This window comes from Streptomyces sp. KL109B (assembly GCF_030766935.1).
Lineage (GTDB): Bacteria > Actinomycetota > Actinomycetes > Streptomycetales > Streptomycetaceae > Streptomyces.
Genome location: NZ_JASERL010000001.1, coordinates 81,332 through 104,633, shown reverse-complemented (window position 1 = coordinate 104,633; position 23,302 = coordinate 81,332). Strand labels below are relative to the sequence as shown.

Below are 23,302 nucleotides of genomic sequence, written 5' to 3'. Positions count from 1 at the left end.
CATGACGACCACCCCCATCGCCGCCTCCACCCGCGCCGCCTCGGCCGGACTCCCGCTGCTGCGCGGCCCCGAGGTCGCCGTCCTCGACGCCGTCGACGAGCTGGTCACGGAGTGGGGCCGCGGCATCGGCGCCGAGCCCGTCGCGCTGCCCGCCATGGTCGAGGCAAGCGACCTCGCGCGGATCGACTACTTCACCAACTTCCCGCACCTGGCCCACTCGGTGGCGACCCTCGACGCCGACGCCGCGAAGGAGTACGCCGACGGCGACATCCAGCAGCGGCACCTCAAGTCGACCTCGCTCGTGCTGCCTTCGGCCGGCTGCTACGGCGCGTACTTCGCGCACAGCGGCGCCCGCCTCGACGCACCGGTGCTGCTCACCACGCGTGCGCTGTGCTCGCGCGCGGAGTCGTACTACGAGTCGCTGCGCAGGCTGCGTACGTTCCAGATGCGCGAGGTCATCCACATCGGCACCCAGCGGTCCGCGCAGGAGTTCGCGCGGCGCGGCAAGCGGTGGCTGACGGCGATCGTGGCCCGCCTCGACCTCGAAGCCGAACTGCGGCCCGCCTCCGACCCGTTCTTCGACGCGGGCGGCGGCCGGAGCCTGATGCAGCGCATGTCGAAGGTCAAGGAGGAACTGGTCTTCGGCGGTGACCTCGCCGTGTCGTCCGTCAACCTGCACCGCAACTTCTTCGGGGAGCGCTGCGACATCCGCGGCCCCGAGGGCGAGTACGCCTACTCCGCGTGCCTCGGCGCCGGGCTCGAACGCTGGACGCACATGCTGCTGGCCGCCTACAAGGGCGACGCGGAAGCGGCGGTACGCGCGGTGCGCGAGGCGGGCGCGGACGTGGCGGCCGAAGGGGCGGAAGCGGCGGCCGACGGGGCGAAAGCGACGGCCGACGGGGCGGAAGCAGCGGCCGACGGGGGCGACATATGACGGCTCCCACCCCCTTGCTGCTCCTGCACCACTCGGGAGGCTCGGCGCAGATCTTCCACGAGCTGATCGACGCGCTGCCCGACACCGTCGCACCGCTGGCCTGGGAGCTGCCCGGCCGCGGCCGGCGCTGGCGCGAGCCGCCGGTCACCACCATCGAGGACGCCGTCGCCGACCTTCTGCACGCCACGGACCGGTTCGAGGGCGACTTCGTCGTCTTCGGCCACAGCCTGGGCGCCTACCTGGGCCTCGCCCTCGCCGCCACGCTCGACGAACGCCGGGGGAGCGCGCGCTGCACCACCCTGTTCGCCTCCTCGAACGCGGCGCCCCGCTGCGCCGCCCTGCCCAGCGAGCACCCGCCGCTGCTCCTCGACGACGAGCAGACGTACGCCATGGCCCGGCGGGCGGGCGGCAGGATCGACCCCCGCATCCGCGAACACCCCATGCTCGGGCCGCAGACGGCGCGGCTGCTGCGCTCCGACTTCGCGCTGACCGACACCTTCCTGCGCGGCCACCGCGACGCGGCCACCCGCGCGGACATCGTCACGGTGTGCGGCACGGACGACATCTTCACCACGCGGCAGCTGACCTCGTGGCAGGCCCACACCACCGGCCGCCACGAACTCCTCCCCTTCCCCGGGGGCCACTTCTACCTGGAGCAGCAGGCGCGGGCGCTGGCATCCGCCATCGCCCCGCGCACGGCACCGGTCACCGACAGGAGGCAAGAGATCCCGTGCACGCCTATCCCGTAGCCGTCACGTATCCCGTAGCCGCCACGCATCCCGCAGCCGCCACGCCGCCGGACGTGGCGCAGGAGGACTGGCGCACCGTCTTCACCCGTATCGCCACGCTGTCCGAGCGCGAACTGGAGGTGTTCAAGACCCTCGGTGAGGGCGCCTCGAACCGCAGGATCGCCCGCCAACTGGCCATCACGGAACGCACGGTGAAGGCTCACGTGGCCCAGGTCCTGACCAAGCTGCGCCTCGAATCACGGCTGCAGGCGGGCATCGTCGCCTTCGCCTGGTCCCGCCCCGCGACCCTCGCCGAAGGCCCGCCCTTCGCCCCGGCACCCGGTCTCATTCCACACCGGCCAGGCGCAACAGCGCGGTGACGGCGGCGGCCCCGATCACGACCACCAGGAACGGGGCCTTGCGCCAGGCCAGCACGCCCGCCACGGCCACACCCGCCGGCCTGGCCACCCCGGCCATCCCATGCCCCTCCATCAGCCCGGTGGTGGCGACGAGGGAGGCGAGCAGCACGATCGCGGACGTCTCCATCAGCCGCTCCACGTGCGGCGGAAACGTCAGCCGTGAGCGGAGCATCGGGCCCGCGAGGCGAAAGGCATAGGTGCCGGCGGCCAGCACAACGGCGGAAATGAGCAGCACGCCCGGGCTGTGCATCAGGGACGTATTCATCGCAGAACCTTTCCGGCCTTTCCGGCCTTTCCGGGGACGGCGGTCGTCACGAGACCGACCAGAGCGAGCAGCACCGGCAGGCCCGCGGGCAGGAACGGGGTGGCGGCGAGGGCGATCACCGCGCCGGTGAGGGCGGCGCGGCGCTTGTCGGATTCCGCGCGCAGGGCCGGGAGGATCAGAGCGAGCAGGATGGCGGGGAACATGGCGTCGAGCCCGAAGGCGTCGGTGTCCTCGATGACGGTCCCGGCCACGCCGCCGATCGTCGCCCCGACCGGCCAGCACACCAGGATGCCGAGGCCGCAGGCCCAGTAGGCGGCGCGGCCGCGGGCGGGATCCTTCTCGGACATGGCGAAGACGACGGTCTCGTCGTTCATGAGGTGGGTCCCCAGGAACCGCCAGGGACCGCGGCCGAGCACATCGGGCACGGAGAGCCCGAAGGGCAGATGCCGGGCGTTGACGAGCAGCCCTGCGAGAACCGCCGCCACCGGACTGCCACCGGCGGCGATGATCCCGACGAACAGGAACTCCGACGACGCGGCTACGACCAGCAGTCCGAGCACCACGGGAAACCACAGGGGGAAACCGGCGGCCGCCGCGATCGCTCCGTAGGAGAGCCCGATCACGCCCACGGCCAGGCACACCAGCGCGATGTCCCGCAGCATCGCCCGGTCCAGTGTTTTCCAGAACGAATACATGGTCGATATAATGAACACCCTCACCGCTGTTCGTCAACGCGAACAATCGACTTCTGGAGCGAACACCATGGCGCAGGCAGGCAGGGGCGACGACCCCACCCCCAAGCCCCCGCTGGACGCCGTCGCAGTGACCCTGCGGCGGGCCCGCGAGATCGCGGGACTGTCCCTGAACGAGCTCGCCCTGCGCGCGGGCATCGCGAAGTCGACGCTCTCCCAACTGGAGTCGGGCCGGGGCAACCCCAGCCTGGAGACGCTGTGGGCCCTGTGCACCACGCTGGATCTGCCGTTCTCCCAGCTCCTCGACCCACCCAGGACCCCGGTGCAGGTGATCAGGGCGGGCGAGGGCGCCACCGTCGCCTCGTCCGAGGCCGACTACCACGCGACCCTGCTGTCGGCCTGCCCGCCCGGCGCCCGCCGCGACCTCTACCGCATCGAGGCCGAACCCGGCTCCGCACGCGACTCGGCCCCGCACGCCACCGGCGTCGTCGAACACGTCCTGCTCTCCGCGGGCCGCGCCCTGGTCGGCCCCACCGACGACCCCGTCGAGCTGTCCCCCGGCGACTTCGTCACCTACCCCGCCGACCAGCCGCACACCTTCCAGGCCCTGGAACCCGCGACCCGCGCCCTGTTGGCCTCCGACCACATCTGACCCCGCACAACGAAAAGGCCAGGCCACAACCTCCGTGACCTGGCCTTCGCCGGAGCCCCCTGTCGGATTCGAACCGACGACCTACGCATTACAAGTGCGTTGCTCTGGCCATCTGAGCTAAGGAGGCAGCCCGAGCAGTGTAACCAACACAGGCCCCGGTCCCCTCGAAAATTTCCTCGAAGGTCACCTGCTCCCGGGTACTGACAAACCCACTGCCCGCCGCTTAAGGTCCGAGCAGTTCACCCGCGTGGACTACACCAGTGCTACCCCGCCGCGGCGATCGGCCTTGGCGGGTCACCTTCTTTACAACGGATCGTCCGGCACGTTCCTGCCGGTGAAGGGGGCTTCACAGCCATGGCTTCTGTCACGTTCGACAAGGCGACCCGGGTGTATCCCGGGTCCACCAAGCCCGCGGTCGACGGCCTGGACATCGAGATCGAGGACGGGGAGTTCCTGGTCCTCGTCGGTCCTTCCGGCTGCGGAAAGTCGACCTCCCTGCGGATGCTCGCGGGTCTCGAGGACGTCAACGGCGGTGCGATCCGCATCGGCGAGCGCGACGTCACGCACCTGCCGCCGAAGGACCGGGACATCGCCATGGTGTTCCAGAACTACGCGCTGTACCCGCACATGTCCGTCGCCGACAACATGGGCTTCGCCCTGAAGATCGCCGGCGTGAACAAGGCGGAGATCCGTACGAAGGTCGAGGAGGCCGCGAAGATCCTCGACCTCACCGAGTACCTGGACCGCAAGCCGAAGGCGCTCTCCGGTGGTCAGCGCCAGCGTGTGGCGATGGGCCGCGCGATCGTGCGTGAGCCGCAGGTGTTCCTCATGGACGAGCCGCTGTCGAACCTCGACGCCAAGCTCCGTGTGTCCACGCGTACGCAGATCGCGAGCCTCCAGCGCCGCCTGGGCATCACCACCGTCTACGTCACCCACGACCAGGTCGAGGCCATGACGATGGGCGACCGTGTGGCGGTCCTCAAGGACGGTCTGCTGCAGCAGGTCGACACCCCGCGCAACATGTACGACCGCCCGGCCAACCTCTTCGTCGCCGGCTTCATCGGCTCCCCGGCCATGAACCTGGTCGAGGTCCCGATCACCGACGGCGGCGTGAAGTTCGGCAACTCGGTCGTCCCGGTCAACCGCGAGGCCCTCAAGACGGCCTCCGACAAGGGCGACCGCACCGTCACCGTGGGCGTGCGCCCCGAGCACTTCGACGTCGTCGAGGCGGGCGGCGCCGAGGCCGCCAAGTCCCTCGCCAAGGACGTCTCGGACGCCCCGGCGGGCCTCGCGATCTCGGTGAACGTGGTCGAGGAGCTCGGCGCCGACGGCTACGTCTACGGCTCCGCCGAGGTCGGCGGCGAGCACAAGGACCTCGTGGTCCGTGTGAACGGCCGCCAGGTCCCGGAGAAGGGCGCGCAGCTGCACGTCGTGCCGCGGGCCGGCGAGAGCCACGTGTTCTCGACGTCGACGGGCGAGCGCCTCTCCGACTGACGCACCCTGACGCGCCCTGACGCGCCATCAATCACCCGTGAGGGCTCCGCACTTCGGTGCGGGGCCCTCACGCGTTCCACGGCATTGTCGACAAATACCCCGGCAACTCGGGCATTTGGCCCCACCTCGTCAACGCGTATGCAACAAAACCCCGTTCTCCGTCCCTCATCAGGGTGACGAAATGTCTCCAAATCATCACTGAGCGCTACGCTCACTCGCGTGACGCACTCTGCCAACTACACCCAGAAGTCGCGCCGAGCCCGGGGCCGGGGCCCCGCCCGCCGCGCCGCCCGTACGCTCGCCTTCGTCCTGCCGGTGATGCTGGTGCTCTCCGGGACGCTCGCGGTCACCCGAGTCAACTGGTCGGGGAGCTCCTCGAACTCGCTCCTCACCGCTTCCTCACAGGATGTGTCCGCGCGCGCCAAGTCGCGCGCCCCTCAGGACGTGCTGCGCGACCGGCTGCTCCTGGAACTCCAGGAGGAGAACCCCGGCGTCGCCCTCAGCCATCTCCAGCAGGAGGTCGACCGGCGCCCGTCGCTCGCCAAGCACTGCATGTCGATCGCGAAGTCCCTCGGCCGGGCGGCCGTAGAGGCGTACGGCCCGGCCCGCGCGCAGTCGTACTCGCGCCCCGTCTGCGACACCTCCTTCGCCTCGGGCGTGGCCGGCTTCCGGGCCTGATCCGCCGGGGCCTCACCGCCGCACGGGCCGTGCGCACGTACAGTTCCGGTCATGACGACCGCTGAACCGTCCGCGCACGGCCCGCACTCGTATCCCCACCGCCCCACCCAGGCCGTGGTCCTGGCCGGCGGCCAGGGCTCGCGGCTGCGCCCGTACACCGACGACCGGCCCAAGCCGATGGTGGAGATCCCCGGCACGGGTACGCCGATCATCGGCCATCAACTGGCCTGGCTCGCCGCGGAGGGCGTCACCGACGCCGTCGTCTCCTGCGGGCATCTCGCCGAGGTGCTCCAGGAGTGGCTGGACGGGGCCGAGCTGCCGCTGCGGGTCACGACAGTCGTCGAGAAGGAGCCGCTGGGCCGCGGCGGCGGCCTGAAGTTCGCGGCCGCGCACCTGCCGCACCAGCAGGAGCCCTGGTACGCGACGAACGGCGACATCTGGACGCGGTTCTCGCTGCGCGAGATGGCCGACTTCCACCACGAGCGCGAGGCGACCGCGACCCTCGCCCTGGCCCGCCCGCGGATCCCGTGGGGCGCCGTGGAGACGGACGCGTTCGGCCACATCACCGACTTCATCGAGGCGCCGCCGTCCCCGTATCTGATCAACGCGGGCGTGTACGTCTTCTCCGCCGGGTTCGCCTCGCTGCTGCCGGACCTCGGGGACCACGAGCGCACCACGTTCCCGCGCCTGGCCCGCGCCAAGCGCCTCGCGGGCTTCCAGCTGCCGCAGGGCGCGTACTGGCGGGCGATCGACACGGCGAAGGACCTCACGGAGGCCGCGAAGGAGCTTGCCGCGCAGGGCCGTTGAGGCCGATGTTCATGGTCCGTTACGTGGATGGGGCCCCGCACGAAGCTTCGTGCGGGGCCCCATCCACGTAACGGAACCAGGTAGGTAGTGGGCGTTACTCGCCCAACAGGCCGCCCACCAGGCCGGGTTGTTCGCTGCCCTGGCCGCCGGACGACGTGCTGCCGCCCGAGCTCGGCGAGCCGCCGGTGCTCGACGGGGGCTGCTGCGGCGTCGTCTGCTGCGGCGGGGCCTGGCCGGCCGTGGCGCCCTGGGTCGGCGTGGTCGTGGTGCCGCTGGTGGCGCCCGCGGTCGCGCGCGCGGAGCTCGGGGCTCCGGAGGGGCTCGCCGTGGTGCCCTGCGTCGGCGAGTTGGACGCCGAGGGGCTCTGCGAGTGGCGGTGGTGCGGGGAGCGGCTGCCGGGCTCGGAGGGGAGCGGGGAGCCGGGCACCTCGTTGCGCGGCGCGTCGCCGGGGCCCGGGGCGGTGACCCGGTCGGCATCGCGGACGGCGCCGCCGAGCACCGAGCCGATGAGCAGCGTGCCACCGATGACGAGGGTGCCGACGACGGCGCCGCGCCGCAGCACGTACCCGCGCAGGTCCCAGAGCGCGGCGCGCGGCCCGAGCCGCCGCCAGGCGCTGCCCGCGAGCCGTCCGTCGACCGAGTAGACGGGGGCGCCCGCGATGATCAGCGGCGACCAGGCGGCGAGGTAGATGATGTCCGGCGCGTCGTAGGCGGGGACGGTCTTCCAGCTGACGGTGACGAGCAGCGCCGCCGAGAGCAGCGCGCCGACCGAGGCGGCGAGCCGCTGCCACAGGCCGAGGACGGTGAGTACGCCGACGATGACCTGGAGGAAGGCGATGACGAGCCCGGCGCCGACGGGGTGCTGGAGCGCCCAGTCGCGCAGCGGTTCGGCGACGGTCCAAGGGTGCAGCGAGTGCAGCCACTTGACCATGGAGCCGCGCTCCCCGCCGTCGAAGTAGACGGGGTCGCAGAGCTTGCCCATGCCGGCGTAGATGGAGATGAAGCCGAGGAAGACGCGCAGCGGGAGCAGCACGACGCCGAGGTTCATCCGGCGGCCGGGGTAGTAGGCGTGCCGGACAGGCCCGTAGCGGCGGGCGGCGGTGCTCTCGCCGTCCGTCTCGCCGGGCGGTCCGTCTCCCAACTCATCGGTTCTGTACGGGATTTGTTCGAGCTCGCCGGTCTCCTCGAAGGCGGCGCCGGACTGGCGCATGCGGGGCAGGATCCGGGTGGGGCTGTCCGTGACCGGGTCGGCTGCCGCGTCCGGGGCCGGGTCCATCGCCGGGTCCGTGGGCGAGTCGCGGTACAGGCCGAGGTCGTCGGCGAAGTCGCGCTCGTCGACGCGCGGGATGACCTGGGTGGCGACTCCGTCGTCCGGTTCGCCGGACCGGCGTGCGCCCTGGAGGAGTCCGCTGGTGTCGAGGCCTCCGCCGTTCATGACGACGGGGCGGCGGCGCCGGGCGCCGGGGGTCCCTGCGGCGGTGATGACGGGGATGCGGGTGGTCGCCGCGCCGGCTCCGGCCACGCCCGTGGCGCTCAAGTGCCGTGAGATGCGCGGGAGTTGCGACTGCTGCGCCGTGGGGAGCCGCACGCGGAAGCTCGCGTGGTTGACAATGACCTGCGCCGGATCGCACGGAACCTTCACCATGCTCAGCGCGGGACCGTCGTCGAATCCCGACGTGCGGTCACCCGAGGGTGTGCGGGGCGTTCTGGTGTCCACACTCATCTAACCGAGTGATGTGTGTTTAGGACACTGCCTCCGCCCCACCCAAATGTCCGGGCCCCGTCAAAGATCGCGGGGCCCGGACCGGGGTGCGGGGATCAGGCGCGGCGGCGGGACGCCTCGTACAGCACGACGCCCGCCGCGACACCGGCGTTCAGGGACTCGGCGCCGCCCGGCATCGGGATGCGTACCCGGAAGTCGCAGGTCTCGCCGACGAGGCGGGACAGGCCCTTGCCCTCGCTGCCGACGACGATGACGACCGGGCCCTCCAGGGCCGCCAGGTCGCCGACCTCGTGCTCGCCGTCGGCGGCGAGGCCGACCACGGCGACGCCCGCCTTCTTGTACTGCTCCAGGGCGCGCGTCAGGTTCGTGGCGCGCGCGACCGGCGTACGGGCCGCGGTACCGGCCGACGTCTTCCACGCACCGGCCGTCATCCCGGCCGCGCGCCGCTCGGGCACGACGACGCCGTGGCCGCCGAAGGCGGAGACGGAGCGGACGACGGCGCCGAGGTTGCGCGGGTCGGTGACGCCGTCGAGCGCGACGATCAGCGGTTCGTCGCCCTCGTCGAAGGCGGCGGCGACGAGGTCCTCCGGGTGCGCGTACTCGTACGGCGGGATCTGGAGGACGAGGCCCTGGTGGTTGAGCCCGTTGGTCATGCGGTCGAGCTCGGGACGCGGCGCCTCCATGAGGTGGATGCCGCCGCGCTCACCGGCGAGTTGCAGCGCCTCGCGGACCCGCTCGTCGTTGTCGATGAACTGCTGCACGTACAGCGTCGTGGCGGGCACGTTCTCGCGCAGCGCCTCGACGACCGGGTTGCGCCCGACGACCATCTCGGAGGTGGCCTTGCCGCGCGGGCCGCCGGTGCGGTTGCCCGGACGGCCGCCCTGGGCGCGCTTGGCCTTGGCCTGCGCGGCGCGCTGCTTGGCGTGGCCCTTGCGCATCTCGGCGGGCGGGGTCGGGCCCTTGCCCTCAAGGGCGCGGCGCCGGTTGCCACCGCTGCCTACCTGCGCGCCCTTCTTGCCGGACATGCGGCGGTTGCTGTTGGCGGCCATGACCTACCTGTCTCTTACGTGAATGCGTCTACGGATGTGTGCGTACGTCTGTTACGTCTATGAAGTGTGCCGCCCGGAGCGCCGGGCGGCACATTCGGCCGTCCGTCGTGGTCAGCCGAGGGTCCAACGCGGTCCCGACGGGCTGTCCTCGATGTTCAGGCCCGACTCCTTGAGCCGGTCCCGGATGGCGTCGGCGGTGGCCCAGTCCTTGCGGGCGCGGGCCGCCTCGCGCTGCTCCAGCAGGAGCCGTACGAGGTGGTCGACGACGCCGGTCAGGTCCTCACTGCCACCGTCACCGGCGCCGGCCCACGACTCGTCGAGGGGGTCGAGGCCGAGGACGCCGAGCATGGCGCGCACCTCGGCGAGGCGGGCGACGACGGCTTCCTTGTCGTCGGCGGCGAGGGCGGAGTTCCCCTGCCGGACGGCGGTGTGCACGATGGCGAGCGCCTGCGGGACGCCGAGGTCGTCGTCCATCGCGTCGGCGAAGGCGGGCGGCACTTCGGCGGCGGGCTCGACGGGTCCGCCCGCGAGCTCGGTGGCCCGCTGCACGAAGCCCTCGATCCGCGAGAACGCCGAGTCGGCCTCGCGCAGGGCGTCCTCGCTGTACTCGATGGTGGAGCGGTAGTGCGGGGTGCCGAGGTAGTACCGGAGCACGATGGGCCGCCAGTGCTTGACCATTTCGGCGACCAGCACGCTGTTCCCCAGCGACTTCGACATCTTCTCGCCGGACATGGTGACCCACGAGTTGTGCACCCAGTAGCGGGCGAACGCGTCGCCGAAGGCCTTGGCCTGCGCGATCTCGTTCTCGTGGTGCGGGAAGATCAGGTCGATCCCGCCACCGTGGATGTCGAAGGCGCTGCCCAGGTACTTGTGGGCCATGGCCGAGCACTCCAGGTGCCAGCCGGGGCGGCCCCGCCCCCACGGCGTCTCCCAGCTGGGCTCGCCGGGCTTGGCGGCCTTCCACATGGCGAAGTCGCGCGGGTCGCGCTTGCCGGTCTCGCCCTCGCCGGACGGCTGGAGCAGGTTGTCGAGCTCCTGATTCGACAGCTCCAGGTATCCGGGGAAGGACCGGACGTCGAAGTAGACGTTCCCGTCGGCCTCGTACGCGTGCCCGCGCTCGATGAGCCCGCGCATCATCTCGACCATCTCGGTCACGTGCCCGGTGGCCCGCGGCTCGTAGGTCGGGGGCAGGCAACCGAGCGCGGTGTACGCGTCGTTGAACGCCCGCTCGTTCTCGTACCCGATCGACCACCAGGGCCGGTGCTGCTCCCCGGCCTTCGTGATGATCTTGTCGTCGATGTCCGTCACATTGCGTACGAACGTGACGTCGTACCCGCGGTACGCGAACCAGCGGCGCATGATGTCGAAGTTGAGCCCCGACCTGATGTGCCCGATGTGCGGGGCGGCCTGCACGGTGGCGCCACAGAGGTAGATCGAGACACAGCCCGGTGTGAGGGGCTCGAAGTCACGGATCTGCCGGGCGCTGGTGTCGTACAGGCGAATAGTCACCCCTCCAGGGTAGTAGCCCTGGAGGTGTGCCATGAGCCTCCGGCTGGGCCGGGTCGGTGGGTGGGGGCCGTCGCCGGTGTGGGCCCACCCGGGGGTGCGGTCGCGGGGCTCTGCCCCGGACCCCGCGCCTCAAACGCCGGCGGGGCTTGATTTAGACGCGGCCGACGACCTTGCGGGGGTGGACGCGGACGACGACGCGTGCGGCGTCCTGGGCCGACGTCGGGTTGAACTCGGCGTACTTCTTGCCCGTGTACTTCACCGACAGCTCGTCGATCAGCTCCTGGCCGCCCTCCGTGGTGATCTCGGCGGTGCCGCGGATCTCGGCGTACGCGTAGGGGTTGTCGGCGGGCTGCACCATGACCGTCACCCGGGGGTCGGCGTTCAGGTTCTTCGTCTTGCGACGGTCGACGGTCGTGGAGAACAGCACGTCGTCTCCGTCGCGCTTCGCCCACACCGGGGACACCTGGGGGCTCCCGTCGGGCTGGATGGTGGCGACAGCGATGAACACCTTGCTGTCGAGCAGTGCCTTGAGCTCGTCGGACAGCTGGGCCGACATGGGCCTCACTCCTTCTCGGGGGACGGTTGGCGCGTACCCGATCCTCGGGGAACGCACCCGAGCGGGCCGGGATTTCCGCGCGCTGTTCGCACAGGTGTCACGAAACGGGCGAGCCCCGCCGCCGCCAGCGGCACCACCGCGAGCGCCGACCACAGGGCGGGCGCGGGCAGCGTGAGCAGCGCCCCCGTCGCCGCGCTCCCGCCCAACACCGCGAGCCCCGACACCGAGGACAGCGCCCCCGTGGCGAGCCCCAGGTGCCGCTCGTCCACCAGGTCGGGCACGAGTCCGCGCGCCGCCGGCACCAGCAGCATCTGCCCGACCGTGAGCAGCACGACCAGCGCGCAGGCGGGCAGCAGCGCGTACGGGGTGCGGCTCGGGGCGTACGAGGCCGTGGCCGCGACCGTCACGAACCCGGCCGCCACGAGCCCGAGCCCCGCCGTCAACGCGTCCCGCGGCGCGAGCCGGGCCGCGGACCAGCGGGTGACCGGCAGCTGAGCACCGACGACAAGCACGGACGACAGGGCGAAGAGGAGGCCGACCGCGTCCTGGGAGCCGGTGCTTCGGGTGAGTTCCACCGGCAGCGCGAGATAGAGCTGGTTGTACGCGATGAGGTAGCCGCTGTACGCGAGGCAGAGCGCGAGGAACCGGGGGTTCGCGAACACGGTGCGGGCACCGCCCCGCAGTCGCCGGTCCGTACGCACCCGCTCCCGCCTCGGCATCAGCCGGGCATGCCCGGCCAGCACCCCCACGAAGACGACCGCCCCCGCCAGGCACGCCGCGCGGAACCCCACGTACAGCAGCGCGGTCCCGAGCAACGGCCCAAGAAACGCCCCCGCCTGCCCGGCCGCCGAGAACACTCCAAGCACCTGAGCCCGGGGAACCCCGGCCTCTCTCTCGTACCGAACCGCCTCCCTCGCGGTCTCCGACTCCACGGCCGGCGAGAACAACGCGGCGGCGAACCCGACGAGCACCACCGCCCCCACGACCCCGGCCGTACTCCCGGCGAACCCGAGCCACACGAACCCGGCGATCCGCAACACACACCCCACCAACACAACAGGCCTCGGCCCGAACCGATCGGTGAGCACTCCCCCCACCACGAACAACCCCTGCTGACTGAACGTCCGCAACCCGAGCACCAGCCCCACGGCCCACCCCGCGAGCCCGATGCTGTCGGCGAGGTGGGTGGCGAGGTAGGGCAACACGGCATAGAAGCCGATGTTGAAGGCGAGCTGGGTGAGGGTGAGGAGGCGTAGGTACGGCGGTAGCCCCCGCAGCACCGTGGTCACGGCCACGGGGCTCCGCCCCGGACCCCGCGCCTCAAACGCCGGCGGGGCTTGTTCTTGCCGTACCGAGCATCGGCGGCGGGTGAACACATTCAAGCCCCTGCGGCGTTTGAGCAGCGGGGTCCGGGGCGGAGCCCCGCGACCGTTCACCGTCGCCGCCCAATACTCGCCCCGGAGGCCAGCACCACGATCGCCCCCACGCCGGCCAGGCCCACCGCCAGCGCCAACACCGCCCACGGCGCCCGCTCCGCATACGGAAGATTCTCCATCAGCAACCGCCCCCACTCCGGCTCCGGCGGCTGCGTCCCAAGGCCCAAGAACCCGAGGGACGCCAGCGCGAGCGTCGTCGGCGCCAACCGCAACACCGCATGCCGCCCCACCGTGGGAACCACCGCACTCAACACATGTCGCCGCAGCACATGCCACCTCCCGGCCCCCGCCACATACGCCGCCTCCACATACCCGGCCCCCCGCTCCACTTCCGCCACGGCCGCCGTATGCGCGGCCAGCGGCGCCCACCCGACCGCCGCGACGGCCACCGCCGCCCCCACGACCCCCGCCCCGAACAACCCACTGACCAGCAGCCCCGCCAGGATCGCCGGCATCGCGTTGGCGACCTCGGTGAGCCCGGCGGTCCACCGCATCAGCCCGAGCCCGACCCCCACCACAAAACACACCGCACACACGACCGCCGCCACGACCAGCGTCCGCAGCGCCCCGTGCCCGAGCCGCGCGAGCACATCACGCCCGAGCGCGTCCGTCCCGAAGGGATGCGCCCCCGACGGCCCCGCGAGCCGCGCCGCCAGATCCACCTGCAACGGATCCCGCGTCAGCCCCCACACGACGACCACCGCGAGCCCCGCGGCCAGCGCCCCCGCGACGTACAGCCGCCCGCGCCCACCCCCGCGTACCCGCGCGAGCCCCGGCAGCGCCCCCGCCGCGAGCGCGGGCCCGAGCAACCATCGCCGTACGAACCCGACACCCACGGCCGCCACCACACCGAGCGCCAACAGCACCAGCAGGCACCCCTGAAGCAGCGGCAGATCCAGGTCAAGCGCCGCCGCGACCGCCGTCCCGCCGAGCCCCGGAATCGCGAAGACCGCCTCCACAGCCGCCGCCGCGCCCGTCAGCCCGACCACGGTAAGACCCGCCTGCGGCAGCACCGCCGGCAGCGCCCGCCGCGCCGCGTGCCGGGCGATCCGCGAGCGCGGCATGCCGTTCGCCCGCCAGGTCCGCACCCACGGTTCGGCGAACGCGGCGGGCAACGCGTCCTGCCCGAGCCGCCCGAGCACCGCCCCCGCCGGAATCCCGAGCGCGAGCGCGGGTAGCACGGCGGACGCGGGCGACGCCCACCCCTGCGCCGGGAACCACCCGAGCCGCACCGCGAACACCGTGGCAAGGACCGACGCCAGCAGGAACTCCGGAAGCGCCGCGAGCACCCCGGCCCCCGCCCCGTGCACCGGCTCGGGCGCCGCCCGCCGCAGCGAGGGCACGCACAGCGCCACGGCGAGGACGACGGCGACCACCATCGCGTACGCCATGAGGGACACGGACACCCAGAAGGACGCGCCCACGTCGGACGCGACATCGGCCCCCGTCACCCACGACGTACCGAGATCTCCGTGCACGACCCCGCTCAGCCACTGCCCGAGAAACGCGAACGGCCCCTGGTCCAATCCGAGTTGGTCGCGCACCTCGGCGAGCTGCTTCGGCGTCGTGGGCGCGTCGCCGTAGCGCGCGTGCAGCACGGTGAGCGCGGGGTCGGTGCGGGTCAGCCACGGCAGCAGCGCGGTGAGTACGAGCAGCCCGACGGCGGCGCCGACGCGCCCCGCGACCACGGCCGACCTGTTCCGAACGGAGTTCATCAGGCGCGCGTCTCCAAGCCGACGAACTGCCGCTCATAGGGATCGAGGACGACCCCGCTCACCCCGGCCCCGACCCCCTGCAAGTGCTGCTCGTGGACGATCGGCACGGCCGCGTCCGTCCCGAGGATCGCGGCCTCGGCACGCAGCACGGCCCGATGCCGCGCCGCGCCTTCGAGCCCGGCGGCCTCCCGCACCACACCATCCACCCGCTCGTCGCTCAACTGCGAGATGTTGAAACTCCCGCCCCCGGTGAAGTCGGAGGCGAGGTACGAGACCGGGTCCCCGGTGTCGAGCGCGGTGGACCGGGACATCAGGAACGCGTCGTACTCCCCGTCCAGCGCCCCCGATTCGAGCCGCGCGTAGTCCTTCACGACGAGCCGCACCGCGAACCCCGCCCGCCGCAACTGCTGCTGGAGCGCGGCGGCGACCTCGGGCAGCTCGGCCCGGTTCGTGTACGTGGCGAGGGTGAGCGCCCGCCCGTGCGGCCGCGCCGCCTCCGCCCGCCCGGTGACGGGCAGCTGCTTTCCGTCGGCCCAGGCGAAACCGGGTCCGAGCAGTCCGGTGGCTCGCGTCGCGTACCCCTCGTACACGCTGCGCGCGAGCGCCGACGTATCGACGGACTCGCGCACGGCGGCCCGCAGCCCGGCATCCGCGAGCGGCCCGCTCCGCGTATTCAGATACAGCGTCGTCGTCCGCACGGTGGCGACCTTCCGCGCCCTCTCGCCGAGCACCAGCGCCTGCGCGGCGGGCACGAACTCGGCGATCTCGATCTGGCCCGAACGCAGCGCGTTGGCGCGGGCGTTGTTGTCGGCGACGAACGTCACGTCGAGCCCGCGCGCCGCCGCCTTCCCGCGCCAGTGCCCGTCGAACCGGTCGAGCGTCGCGGACACGGCCCCGTTCACCTCGGTCAGCGCGAAGGGCCCGGTGGCGGTCCCGACGGGGTCGACGCGGTCCCCCTTCCCGTACGCGGCCGGGGAGAAGACCGCGAGCGACGGATTCGCGAGCCGGGCGGGCAGCAGCGGGTCGACGCCGCTGGTCGCGATCCGCACGCCCCGCTCCCCCACGGCCTCGACATTCATCCGTACGTCGCTCAGCACCCGCGGCACCACCTTCGCCCGCGCCGCCCGCCGCAGCGCCCCCTCGACGGCCTTCGCGGTGACCGTCCTGCCGTCCTGGAACCGGGCCTCGCGCAGCGTGAACTCCCAGGTCCGGTCGGACGTCCGGGTCCACTTCTCGGCGAGCGCGGGATGGATGACACCGTCGGAGTCCATGCGCGTGAGCCCGTCGACGACGGCGAGCCGACTGAGCAGCAGCCCGTCGTCGCTGTACGGGGACAGTCCCTGGGTGGGCGCAAAGGCGAGGTCGACGGCGATCCGCCCGCGCCGCGCGGTCCCGGTGAACGAACCGCAGGCGGACGTCAGCCCGACCCCGGCCACCGCCAGCAGAAACCCACGCCGCCGCATCAGCGGACGGATACCTCTACGGGTACGGGTACGGGCATCGGCAACTCGAAGTGCACGATCCCCTGGCCACCCTGCGCCAACTCCCGCTCGTCGCACACCTCTTGGGCGATCGACCGCCAGAAGGGCTCGGCGCCGGGCACGGCGGGATCGGTGTGCAGATAGACGGCCTCGTACCCGCCGACCCCTGCCACGAAGTCGACGAGCTCCCGCACGAGAGCCCGCGCGAGCCCGTTCCTGCGGTGCTCGGGGCGTACGTAGATCCGGCACAGCTGAGCGGTGGTACCGGAGGGGAACCGGTCGGCGACCCACTGGGGATTGGGCGGCGCGGCGGGCCCGCGGTCGCGCACGGCGCCGGTCGCGACGATCTGACCACTTTCCCGGTGCTCGGCGACGAGCAGCGTGCAGCGCTCGGGGCGCAGATAGTGGGCGGCCGGGTCGATGATGTCGGCGTGCCAGCGCGGCACGTATCCGGAGCGCAGGTCGCGGTACACGGTGTCCAGCATGACGGCGCGGGCCTCGGCCACGTCGCCGTCCCCGGCCACGCGGACCACATATTCACCCATCGCCTACCTCAACGCCGCACCATCTTGCCCACCCACCCTACCTGCAACAGATTCGCAACAGCGAGGGCCCACCACCGCCTTGGGCAAAGCGAGGAACCGCCACCGCCCTGGGCAAAGCGAGGGCCGCCACCGCCTTGGGCAATCTGCCGCCTTGGGCGGCAGGGTGGGCAAGGCGGCCCCCGGTGCCGCGCAACAAGAACCGCGGCGCCCACCCCGCCCCCGGTCACCTGCCGGCGCGCACCACCAGCGCCGTCGCCACCGCCATCAGCCCCTCGCCCCGCCCGGGAAACCCGAGCCCGTCCGTGGTCGCGCCGGACACGGCGACCGGCGCCCCGACGGCGTCGGACAGCACCTTCTGCGCCTCGTCCCGCCGCTTGCCGACCTTCGGCCGGTCCCCGACGACCTGCACCGCCACGTTCCCGATCACGAACCCGGCCGCGCGCACAATGCGCCCCGCCTCCGCCAGCAGCGTCGTCCCGCTCGCCCCCGACCACTCGGGCCGCCCGGTCCCGAAGTGCTGCCCGAGATCACCGAGCCCGGCGGCCGAGAACAGCGCGTTGCACGCGGCGTGCGCGACCACGTCCGCGTCGGAGTGCCCGGCAAGACCCGGCCCGGCGTCCTCCCACTTCAACCCGGCACACCACAGCTCACGCCCGTCCTCGAAGGCGTGGATGTCGGTGCCGATCCCGACCTGCGGCAGCACGAGGCCCGCGACCCCAGAGACTTCAGAACCCATCGTTCGCCCTCCTGCGCGCCAGAACCGCCTCCGCCAGCACCAGGTCCAGCGGCCGCGTCACCTTGAACGCCTCCTCGTGCCCCGGCACAAGCACCACCTGGTGCCCCAGCTGCTCGACCATGCTGGCGTCGTCCGTCACATCCTCGGTGACCGTCTCGTGCGCCCGCACCAGCGTCTCCCGGTCGAACCCCTGCGGCGTCTGCACGGCCCGCAGCTTCGCCCGCGACGGCGTCGCGATCACCGGCTCCGGCGAACCGTCCGTCGTCGGCACGACCTCCTTGACCGTGTCCGAGAGCGGCAGCGCCGGGACGACGGCCGGAGCCCCGTCCCGTACGGCCTCGATCACCGCGTCGACCGTGTCGACCGGAACGAGCGGCCGCGCCGCGTCGTGCACCAGCACGATGTCGATATCGGCCGGCAGCACCCCGAGCCCGAGCCGCACCGACTCCTGCCGGCTCTCCCCACCGGGCACCACGACGAAGTCGGTCCGCTCCGGCAGCGCGTGATCGGCGAGCAGCGACTTCACCTCGGCCGCGCCGTCCGGCGGCGCGACGACCACGACGAGGGACACGGCGCGGGACGCCGCCATCGCTCGTACGGCATGGATCAGCATCGGAGTGCCGTTCAGCGCGCGCAGCGCCTTGGGGGCGCCCGGACCGAGGCGTACGCCCCGTCCGGCGGCCGGAATCACGGCCGCGGTGCGTACTGCGCTGCCTACGGGACGCGTTTCGTCAGACATCGGTTCCGTTCAGGTTTGTGCGCTCGGGGGTGGTGGGTATGGCCACAACGTGCCGGGCGCGACGCCTTGACAGGGCCCTTCCGTGACAGTCCTGGTCGAGCCAGCTGCCCGGGCCCGGCACGCCAAGTACGGGCATCGGGGGCGTGCCGGTGGGTATACGGGTACGAACATGCCGCAGCGCCCGGCGACACCATCAGGGTCAGCGGGCACCACGGCATTGATCTTTACGCGACGGCGGTCGCCCCATGCACCAGCACTCCGTGCATGACGTGACAGCGACGCGCAATCAGGACGCGAGAACCTCGTCGAGCAGGGCCTCGGCCTTGTCCTCGTTCGTGTTCTCCGCGAGAGCGAGCTCGCTCACCAGGATCTGGCGAGCCTTGGCGAGCATGCGCTTCTCACCCGCGGACAGTCCGCGCTCGCGCTCCCGACGCCACAGGTCACGGACCACTTCCGCGACCTTGATGACATCGCCGGAGGCGAGCTTCTCCAGATTTGCCTTGTAACGGCGCGACCAGTTCGTGGGCTCCTCGGCGTACGACGCGCGCAGCACCTCGAAGACCCGGTCGAGCCCGTCCTGACCGACCACATCACGCACGCCGACGAACTCCGCATTGTCCGCTGGCACACGTACCGTCAAGTCGCCCTGGGCGACCTTCAGCACCAAGTAGGTCTTGTCCACGCCTTTGATCTGGCGAGTTTCGATAGCCTCGATCAGCGCGGCCCCGTGATGGGGATAGACCACGGTGTCGCCAACCTTGAACGTCATGTGACAGGTACCCCTTCCGTGGCTATCCAGTCTAACACGGAAACTGCGGGTTCTGAATGGCGTTTTCGCAGGTCAGGGCATATCTCGGGGCTTGACAACTCCATCGGGAACGTGCTGCGAAGGGGTAGTGGAGGGCGGTATTCGCAGGTCGGAGCCGTTCTTCGAGGAAGCCGAAACGGGTACGCTACCGCCGCTCCGGCGGGCCCTCCAGGGGCTGAAAGTCCCGGTTTGCGTGCTTCGAAGCGATGAACTTTCGCTACTCCGTTCAGGGATCCGGAGACACGTTCGAGCCGATTCCAGAATTGATCTTCGCCAATCGCGGCCCTAGGTGATCGTTTTTCCGGACCCTCGCGCATTCCTTACCGGATATCCGCCCCGATGCCTGGACAGGCCTTATGTGAATGGTGAACCAGAGACTTCGGGGAACCAATGGTGACGGTGGGGAACGTGGGGTGATCGGAGCGTATGGGGTGGCCGTAAGGGACGGGGTCCGGACGCGAGGGGCGGGTCGGGTGCGGCGGCGCGGGAACGGCTCGGTAATCTAAGGCCGCTGACAGACCCTTAGGACGGCTTTACACACGGGCCGTCCTTGCCCGTCCACGTTCAAGGAGTTGCCGCCGCCGTGAGCAGCAGCCTTCGACGCGGCGCCCTCGCCGCCGCCGCCATCGCGTTCTCGATCGCCTCGCTCGCCGCGTGCGGCGCCGGCAACAACGCGCAGACGCTTGAGGTCAAGCCGGACAACGCCGCGACCTCCGTCGGCGACATCAAGATCCAGAACGCCACCGTCATCACGCAGCCGGACCGCGAGTCCAAGGGCCCGGCCGTCGTCACCGGCACGATCTTCAACAACGGGCGCACTGCCCAGACGCTCGACGCGATCACCGTCGACCGCGTCGGCAAGACCGCGAAGCTCTCCGGCGCCAAGGGCGGCTCGAAGATCACCGTCCCGGCCGGTGGCTCCGTCATCCTCGGCGGCAAGGGCAACGCCACCGCCGAGCTGCCCAACAGCCGCACCGCCGTCCTCGACGGCAACGCGCAGCCGATCACCTTCTCCTTCAGCAAGGCCGGAGACGTGAAGCTGAAGGCGTTCGTGGTGCCGGCCGACAGCTACTTCCAGAAGTGGGGCCCGAGCGAGATTCCGGCCGTGCCGGGCGCCTCCGCGTCCCCGTCGACGTCGGCGTCCACGCCCGCGAAGCCGGGCGACAAGGCCTCGCCCTCGACTTCGACCTCGGCCTCCGAGTCGGAGAGCCCCGCGGGCCACTGACGTCACCGACGATCCAGCCCCTGCGGCGCTTGAGCAGCGGGGTCCGGGGCAGCGCCCCGAGTCGTGAACGGCGGAGGGGCGGAACCCATCGGGTTCCGCCCCTCCGCCGTGTTCGCCGGTCTACGGCTCGAACTTGTAGCCCAGGCCCCGCACCGTGACCAGGTATCTCGGCGCCCCGGGATCCGGCTCGATCTTGGCGCGGAGGCGCTTCACGTGGACGTCGAGGGTCTTCGTGTCGCCCACGTAGTCCGCGCCCCAGACGCGGTCGATGAGCTGCATACGGGTCAGCACGCGGCCCGCGTTGCGCAGCAGCATTTCCAGGAGGTCGAACTCCTTGAGCGGGAGGTCGACCTTGCCGCCGCCCACCGTCACCACGTGACGGTCGACGTCCATGCGGACGGGCCCGGCCTCCAGGGCCTGCGGCGCGACCTCCTCCGGCTCTCCGTGGCGGCGCAGCACGGCGCGGATGCGGGCGACCAGCTCCCGCGAGGAGAACGGCTTGGTGACGTAGTCATCGGCTCCTATTTCCAGGCCGACGACCTTGTCGATCTCGCTGTCCTTGGCGGTCACCATGATGACGGGGACGTTGGAACGGCCTCGCAGCTGGCGGCAGACCTCGGTGCCGGGCAGGCCCGGCAGCATCAGGTCGAGCAGGACGAGGTCGGCGCCGTTGCGCTCGAACTCGTCGAGGCCGTCGGGCCCGGTGGCCGCGATGGCGACCTCGAAACCCTCCTTGCGGAGCATGTAGGACAGGGCGTCGGAGAACGACTCCTCGTCCTCTACGACGAGCACTCGGGTCACGGAAGGACCTCCGGGGCGGCAGGAGTGGCAGGAATGGATTCGTATGCGGTTGTGGTGTCGGGCCCGTGTGCGTCGTCTTCGTCGCGTACGTCTCCGGGGCCACTGGTTCGGGAGTTCTTGGAGTTGGAGGAGGAGCGGGTCGCGGCCGCCTCCGGCAGCCGGAGTGTGAAGGTGGAGCCCTGTCCCTCCGAGCTCCACACGGTCACCTCGCCGCCGTGCGAGGCCGCCACGTGCTTGACGATGGCGAGTCCGAGGCCCGTGCCGCCGGTGGCGCGGGAGCGGGCCGGGTCGACGCGGTAGAAGCGCTCGAAGACGCGCTCCCGGTCCTTCTCGGAGATGCCGATGCCCTGGTCGGTCACGGCTATCTCGATGCGGTCGCCGCCGCCCGCCGAGACGCGGCGGGCGGCGATCCCCACCCTCGTACGGGCCGGCGAGTAGTTGACGGCGTTCTCGACGAGGTTGCCGAGGGCGGCGGCGAGCTGCCCCCGGTTTCCCCATACACGCAGGTCGGCGGTGCCTCCGGCGGCCATGGTTATCTGCTTGCTCGCGGCGGGCTGGCGGCAACGGTCGATGGCCTCGGCGACGAGCTCGTCGACCCGCACCGGCTCCGCGTCCTCCAGCGGATCGTCGTTCTGCACGCGCGACAGGTCGATGAGCTCCTGTACGAGGCTGGTGAGGCGGGTCGCCTCGTTCTGCATGCGACCGGCGAACCGCTCGACGGCCTCGGGGTCGTCGGCTGCGTCCATGACCGCCTCCGAGAGCAGCGACAGCGCGCCGACCGGCGTCTTCAGCTCGTGGCTCACGTTCGCGACGAAGTCGCGGCGTACGGCCTCGATGCGCCGGGCCTCGGTGAGGTCCTCGACGAGCAGCAGCACGAGCCGGGAGCCGAGCGGGGCGACGCGCGCGGAGACCGCGAGCGCGTCGCCGCGCCCCGTCCCCCGCCGCGGCAGATCCAGCTCGACCTGGCGTATCTCCCCGTCGCGGCGCGTATCGCGGGCCATCTGCAGCATCGGCTCGACCGCGAGCTTCCCGCCGCGTACGAGACCGAGGGCGTACGCCGCCGAGCTGGCCTTGACCACGCTGTCCGCCTCGTCGAGGACGACGGCGGAGGAGCGGAGCACGGAGAGCACGGTGTCGACGCCGGGCGGCAGGACCGGGTCCGTGTGCAGGGAGGTGCGGGTGGGGCGCTTCTGGTCGCGTTCGCTCCAGCGGAACGCCAGCATGGCGATGACGCCGGTGCACACTCCGGCGATCGCTGCCGCTGCGGCGACCGCCGCGTTCACGTCCATGTCTTCAGGTTATGCGGGACGAGCCACTCCTCCACAGCCATCCGAGTGGCCGCTCGAACACTCGTCGCCCAGAGTTCACCTTGGGTACGGGGTCGATTCACTTGTGGTGCCGGATCCGGACGCGTACGGGCCGGAACGTGGGAGCGTGGGGCCAACCGGGTTCCACACGTAGCCAGGTACAGACAGGTCAGAGAGGGAACGCCGTATGCGTGACGCGTACCACGAGGAACTTGACTCGATCGGCGAGGGCCTGGTCGAGATGGCCCGCCTTGTCGGGTCGGCGATCGGGCGCGCCACCACGGCCATGCTCGACGCCGACCTGAAGCTCGCGGAGTCGGTGATCGCCGCCGACCAGAAGGTGGACGACCTCCAGCACGACCTGGAGGCGCGGGCCATAGCCCTGCTCGCGCGCCAGCAGCCGGTGGCGACGGATCTGCGGATCGTCGTCACGTCGCTGCGGATGTCGGCCGACCTGGAGCGCAGCGGCGACCTCGCCCAGCACGTGGCCAAGCTGGCCCGGCTCCGCTTCCCGGAGCGGGCCGTCCCGCACGACCTGCACGCCACCATCCTGGAGATGGGCCAGCTCGCGCAGCGCCTGATGGCGAAGGCGGCCGAGGTCATCATCACCAAGGACGTCGACCTGGCGATGCAGCTGGAGCAGGACGACGACGAGATGGACCTGCTGCACCGCACGCTCTTCCAGCACCTGATGGACGAGAAGTGGAAGCACGGCATCGAGACGGCGGTGGACGTGACGCTGCTCGGCCGCTACTACGAGCGCTTCGCGGACCACGCGGTGTCGGTGGCGAAGCGGGTCGTGTACCTGGTGACGGGCGAGCACGCGGACGAGGTGCAGCAGGGCCAGCCCCAGGCGGCCGTCGAGGGCTCCTGACGGCAGAAGGATCCGGCCGTACGAGGAGGGCCGTACGAGGAGGGCCCCGCGCAGACGATGCTTGCGCGGGGCCCGCCTACGTACTGCGTACGGTCCCTGTGGTCAGCAGGAGCCGCCGCACTTGCACGG

24 protein-coding genes and 1 tRNA gene are annotated in these 23,302 nt (G+C 71.6%); 9 read left to right on the top strand and 16 right to left on the bottom strand.

The features are described 5' to 3' along the window. Position 1: 1 nt before the first annotated feature. Genes RBJ65_RS00525 through RBJ65_RS00515 form a run of 3 tightly spaced genes read left to right on the top strand, consistent with a single transcriptional unit; the run spans position 2 to position 2,042 of the window. Entirely contained in the window at positions 2 to 934 is a 933-nt protein-coding gene (locus tag RBJ65_RS00525; RefSeq protein ID WP_306321435.1) for a hypothetical protein, read from the top strand. Then, positions 931 to 1,683 carry a thioesterase II family protein gene (locus RBJ65_RS00520; protein ID WP_306321436.1) on the top strand — a complete coding sequence of 251 codons (753 nt, stop codon included), beginning with the start codon at positions 931 to 933 and terminating at the stop codon, positions 1,681 to 1,683. The genes RBJ65_RS00525 and RBJ65_RS00520 overlap by 4 nt, the downstream gene beginning before the upstream one ends. Continuing rightward, positions 1,665 to 2,042 (top strand): helix-turn-helix transcriptional regulator, encoded by a 378-nt coding sequence (locus RBJ65_RS00515; RefSeq protein ID WP_306321437.1) that lies wholly within the window; start codon positions 1,665 to 1,667, stop codon positions 2,040 to 2,042. The genes RBJ65_RS00520 and RBJ65_RS00515 overlap by 19 nt, the downstream gene beginning before the upstream one ends. On the opposite strand, the gene RBJ65_RS00510 is transcribed toward RBJ65_RS00515, so the two are convergent. Both RBJ65_RS00510 and RBJ65_RS00505 read right to left on the bottom strand, forming a co-directional pair. Then, positions 2,008 to 2,346 carry an AzlD domain-containing protein gene (locus RBJ65_RS00510; RefSeq protein ID WP_306321438.1) on the bottom strand — a complete coding sequence of 113 codons (339 nt, stop codon included), beginning with the start codon at positions 2,344 to 2,346 and terminating at the stop codon, positions 2,008 to 2,010. The two genes, RBJ65_RS00515 and RBJ65_RS00510, sit on opposite strands and share 35 nt — an antisense overlap. Further along, positions 2,343 to 3,041, bottom strand: coding sequence for an AzlC family ABC transporter permease (locus RBJ65_RS00505; protein ID WP_306321439.1), 699 nt, complete (start codon positions 3,039 to 3,041; stop codon positions 2,343 to 2,345). The genes RBJ65_RS00510 and RBJ65_RS00505 overlap by 4 nt, the downstream gene beginning before the upstream one ends. Before the next feature lie 67 nt (positions 3,042 to 3,108). Here RBJ65_RS00505 and RBJ65_RS00500 point away from each other — a divergent pair, with 67 nt between their 5' ends. Further along, positions 3,109 to 3,690 (top strand): helix-turn-helix domain-containing protein, encoded by a 582-nt coding sequence (locus RBJ65_RS00500; protein WP_306321440.1) that lies wholly within the window; start codon positions 3,109 to 3,111, stop codon positions 3,688 to 3,690. A 53-nt stretch (positions 3,691 to 3,743) separates the two neighbouring features. Here RBJ65_RS00500 and RBJ65_RS00495 read toward each other — a convergent pair. Beyond that, positions 3,744 to 3,817: transfer RNA gene (locus tag RBJ65_RS00495), tRNA-Thr, on the bottom strand. 227 nt (positions 3,818 to 4,044) lie between these two features. On the opposite strand from RBJ65_RS00495, the gene RBJ65_RS00490 reads away from it, so the two are divergent. From RBJ65_RS00490 to RBJ65_RS00480, 3 genes are all read left to right on the top strand, one after another. Continuing rightward, positions 4,045 to 5,184: an ABC transporter ATP-binding protein gene (locus tag RBJ65_RS00490; RefSeq protein ID WP_306321441.1), complete on the top strand. Its 1,140-nt coding sequence runs from the start codon at positions 4,045 to 4,047 to the stop codon at positions 5,182 to 5,184. Positions 5,185 to 5,403: 219 nt separating this feature from the next. Continuing rightward, on the top strand, positions 5,404 to 5,862 hold the full coding sequence (locus RBJ65_RS00485) for a hypothetical protein (RefSeq protein ID WP_306321442.1): 459 nt from the start codon (positions 5,404 to 5,406) through the stop codon (positions 5,860 to 5,862). Between the two features lie 51 nt (positions 5,863 to 5,913). Further along, on the top strand, positions 5,914 to 6,669 hold the full coding sequence (locus tag RBJ65_RS00480) for a nucleotidyltransferase family protein (protein ID WP_306321443.1): 756 nt from the start codon (positions 5,914 to 5,916) through the stop codon (positions 6,667 to 6,669). A 94-nt stretch (positions 6,670 to 6,763) separates the two neighbouring features. Here RBJ65_RS00480 and RBJ65_RS00475 read toward each other — a convergent pair whose 3' ends face one another. From RBJ65_RS00475 to RBJ65_RS00425, 11 genes are all read right to left on the bottom strand, one after another. Continuing rightward, positions 6,764 to 8,386, bottom strand: a complete 1,623-nt coding sequence (locus RBJ65_RS00475) for a DoxX family protein (RefSeq protein WP_306321534.1) — start codon at positions 8,384 to 8,386, stop codon at positions 6,764 to 6,766. 101 nt (positions 8,387 to 8,487) lie between these two features. Beyond that, the gene (gene rlmB / locus RBJ65_RS00470; protein WP_306321444.1) at positions 8,488 to 9,441 is read right to left on the bottom strand and encodes a 23S rRNA (guanosine(2251)-2'-O)-methyltransferase RlmB; all 954 of its coding nucleotides are present in this window, start codon (positions 9,439 to 9,441) and stop codon (positions 8,488 to 8,490) included. Between the two features lie 111 nt (positions 9,442 to 9,552). Then, positions 9,553 to 10,950 carry a cysteine--tRNA ligase gene (gene cysS / locus RBJ65_RS00465; protein WP_306321445.1) on the bottom strand — a complete coding sequence of 466 codons (1,398 nt, stop codon included), beginning with the start codon at positions 10,948 to 10,950 and terminating at the stop codon, positions 9,553 to 9,555. A gap of 151 nt (positions 10,951 to 11,101) precedes the next feature. Continuing rightward, a complete protein-coding gene (locus RBJ65_RS00460; protein WP_306321446.1) occupies positions 11,102 to 11,506 on the bottom strand; it encodes a PPOX class F420-dependent oxidoreductase in 405 nt (134 codons plus the stop codon). Between the two features lie 5 nt (positions 11,507 to 11,511). Continuing rightward, on the bottom strand, positions 11,512 to 12,801 hold the full coding sequence (locus RBJ65_RS00455; protein WP_306321447.1) for an MFS transporter: 1,290 nt from the start codon (positions 12,799 to 12,801) through the stop codon (positions 11,512 to 11,514). Positions 12,802 to 12,938: 137 nt separating this feature from the next. Next, the gene (locus RBJ65_RS00450) at positions 12,939 to 14,657 is read right to left on the bottom strand and encodes an ABC transporter permease subunit (protein WP_306321448.1); all 1,719 of its coding nucleotides are present in this window, start codon (positions 14,655 to 14,657) and stop codon (positions 12,939 to 12,941) included. Next, complete coding sequence (locus RBJ65_RS00445; protein ID WP_306321449.1) at positions 14,657 to 16,120, bottom strand: ABC transporter substrate-binding protein; 1,464 nt, start codon at positions 16,118 to 16,120, stop codon at positions 14,657 to 14,659. Before RBJ65_RS00445 ends, RBJ65_RS00450 begins: the two co-directional genes overlap by 1 nt. Next, positions 16,120 to 16,683 (bottom strand): GNAT family N-acetyltransferase, encoded by a 564-nt coding sequence (locus RBJ65_RS00440; RefSeq protein ID WP_306321450.1) that lies wholly within the window; start codon positions 16,681 to 16,683, stop codon positions 16,120 to 16,122. The genes RBJ65_RS00445 and RBJ65_RS00440 overlap by 1 nt, the downstream gene beginning before the upstream one ends. 223 nt (positions 16,684 to 16,906) lie before the next feature. Further along, positions 16,907 to 17,419 (bottom strand): 2-C-methyl-D-erythritol 2,4-cyclodiphosphate synthase, encoded by a 513-nt coding sequence (gene ispF, locus RBJ65_RS00435; protein ID WP_306321451.1) that lies wholly within the window; start codon positions 17,417 to 17,419, stop codon positions 16,907 to 16,909. Further along, on the bottom strand, positions 17,409 to 18,158 hold the full coding sequence (gene ispD, locus RBJ65_RS00430) for a 2-C-methyl-D-erythritol 4-phosphate cytidylyltransferase (protein WP_306321452.1): 750 nt from the start codon (positions 18,156 to 18,158) through the stop codon (positions 17,409 to 17,411). Before ispD ends, ispF begins: the two co-directional genes overlap by 11 nt. A 286-nt stretch (positions 18,159 to 18,444) precedes the next feature. Further along, positions 18,445 to 18,927, bottom strand: a complete 483-nt coding sequence (locus RBJ65_RS00425) for a CarD family transcriptional regulator (RefSeq protein ID WP_266712542.1) — start codon at positions 18,925 to 18,927, stop codon at positions 18,445 to 18,447. 622 nt (positions 18,928 to 19,549) lie between these two features. Between RBJ65_RS00425 and RBJ65_RS00420 the strand changes: the two genes are divergently transcribed. After that, positions 19,550 to 20,191, top strand: coding sequence for a DUF461 domain-containing protein (locus RBJ65_RS00420; RefSeq protein WP_306321453.1), 642 nt, complete (start codon positions 19,550 to 19,552; stop codon positions 20,189 to 20,191). Between the two features lie 120 nt (positions 20,192 to 20,311). Here the strand turns inward: RBJ65_RS00420 and RBJ65_RS00415 are convergent, their stop codons facing one another. Together RBJ65_RS00415 and RBJ65_RS00410 are read right to left on the bottom strand one after the other, a co-directional pair. Continuing rightward, positions 20,312 to 20,992 carry a response regulator transcription factor gene (locus RBJ65_RS00415; protein ID WP_306321454.1) on the bottom strand — a complete coding sequence of 227 codons (681 nt, stop codon included), beginning with the start codon at positions 20,990 to 20,992 and terminating at the stop codon, positions 20,312 to 20,314. Then, positions 20,989 to 22,281 carry a cell wall metabolism sensor histidine kinase WalK gene (locus RBJ65_RS00410; RefSeq protein ID WP_306321455.1) on the bottom strand — a complete coding sequence of 431 codons (1,293 nt, stop codon included), beginning with the start codon at positions 22,279 to 22,281 and terminating at the stop codon, positions 20,989 to 20,991. The genes RBJ65_RS00415 and RBJ65_RS00410 overlap by 4 nt, the downstream gene beginning before the upstream one ends. 205 nt (positions 22,282 to 22,486) lie before the next feature. Here RBJ65_RS00410 and phoU point away from each other — a divergent pair, with 205 nt between their 5' ends. Then, positions 22,487 to 23,173: a phosphate signaling complex protein PhoU gene (gene phoU / locus RBJ65_RS00405; protein ID WP_306321456.1), complete on the top strand. Its 687-nt coding sequence runs from the start codon at positions 22,487 to 22,489 to the stop codon at positions 23,171 to 23,173. Positions 23,174 to 23,302: the final 129 nt, after the last annotated feature.

Excerpts from the sequence above, each read along its gene's own strand:
- RBJ65_RS00525 (WP_306321435.1), top strand. The coding sequence starts at position 2 with ATGACGACCACCCCCATCGCCGCCTCCACCCGCGCCGCCTCGGCCGGA.
- RBJ65_RS00520 (WP_306321436.1), top strand. The coding sequence starts at position 931 with ATGACGGCTCCCACCCCCTTGCTGCTCCTGCACCACTCGGGAGGCTCG.
- RBJ65_RS00510 (WP_306321438.1), bottom strand. The coding sequence starts at position 2,346 with ATGAATACGTCCCTGATGCACAGCCCGGGCGTGCTGCTCATTTCCGCC.
- RBJ65_RS00505 (WP_306321439.1), bottom strand. The coding sequence starts at position 3,041 with ATGTATTCGTTCTGGAAAACACTGGACCGGGCGATGCTGCGGGACATC.
- RBJ65_RS00500 (WP_306321440.1), top strand. The coding sequence starts at position 3,109 with ATGGCGCAGGCAGGCAGGGGCGACGACCCCACCCCCAAGCCCCCGCTG.
- RBJ65_RS00490 (WP_306321441.1), top strand. The coding sequence starts at position 4,045 with ATGGCTTCTGTCACGTTCGACAAGGCGACCCGGGTGTATCCCGGGTCC.
- RBJ65_RS00480 (WP_306321443.1), top strand. The coding sequence starts at position 5,914 with ATGACGACCGCTGAACCGTCCGCGCACGGCCCGCACTCGTATCCCCAC.
- rlmB (WP_306321444.1), bottom strand. The coding sequence starts at position 9,441 with ATGGCCGCCAACAGCAACCGCCGCATGTCCGGCAAGAAGGGCGCGCAG.
- RBJ65_RS00460 (WP_306321446.1), bottom strand. The coding sequence starts at position 11,506 with ATGTCGGCCCAGCTGTCCGACGAGCTCAAGGCACTGCTCGACAGCAAG.
- RBJ65_RS00450 (WP_306321448.1), bottom strand. The coding sequence starts at position 14,657 with ATGAACTCCGTTCGGAACAGGTCGGCCGTGGTCGCGGGGCGCGTCGGC.
- RBJ65_RS00445 (WP_306321449.1), bottom strand. The coding sequence starts at position 16,120 with ATGCGGCGGCGTGGGTTTCTGCTGGCGGTGGCCGGGGTCGGGCTGACG.
- RBJ65_RS00440 (WP_306321450.1), bottom strand. The coding sequence starts at position 16,683 with ATGGGTGAATATGTGGTCCGCGTGGCCGGGGACGGCGACGTGGCCGAG.
- ispF (WP_306321451.1), bottom strand. The coding sequence starts at position 17,419 with ATGGGTTCTGAAGTCTCTGGGGTCGCGGGCCTCGTGCTGCCGCAGGTC.
- ispD (WP_306321452.1), bottom strand. The coding sequence starts at position 18,158 with ATGTCTGACGAAACGCGTCCCGTAGGCAGCGCAGTACGCACCGCGGCC.
- RBJ65_RS00425 (WP_266712542.1), bottom strand. The coding sequence starts at position 18,927 with ATGACGTTCAAGGTTGGCGACACCGTGGTCTATCCCCATCACGGGGCC.
- RBJ65_RS00410 (WP_306321455.1), bottom strand. The coding sequence starts at position 22,281 with ATGGACGTGAACGCGGCGGTCGCCGCAGCGGCAGCGATCGCCGGAGTG.
- phoU (WP_306321456.1), top strand. The coding sequence starts at position 22,487 with ATGCGTGACGCGTACCACGAGGAACTTGACTCGATCGGCGAGGGCCTG.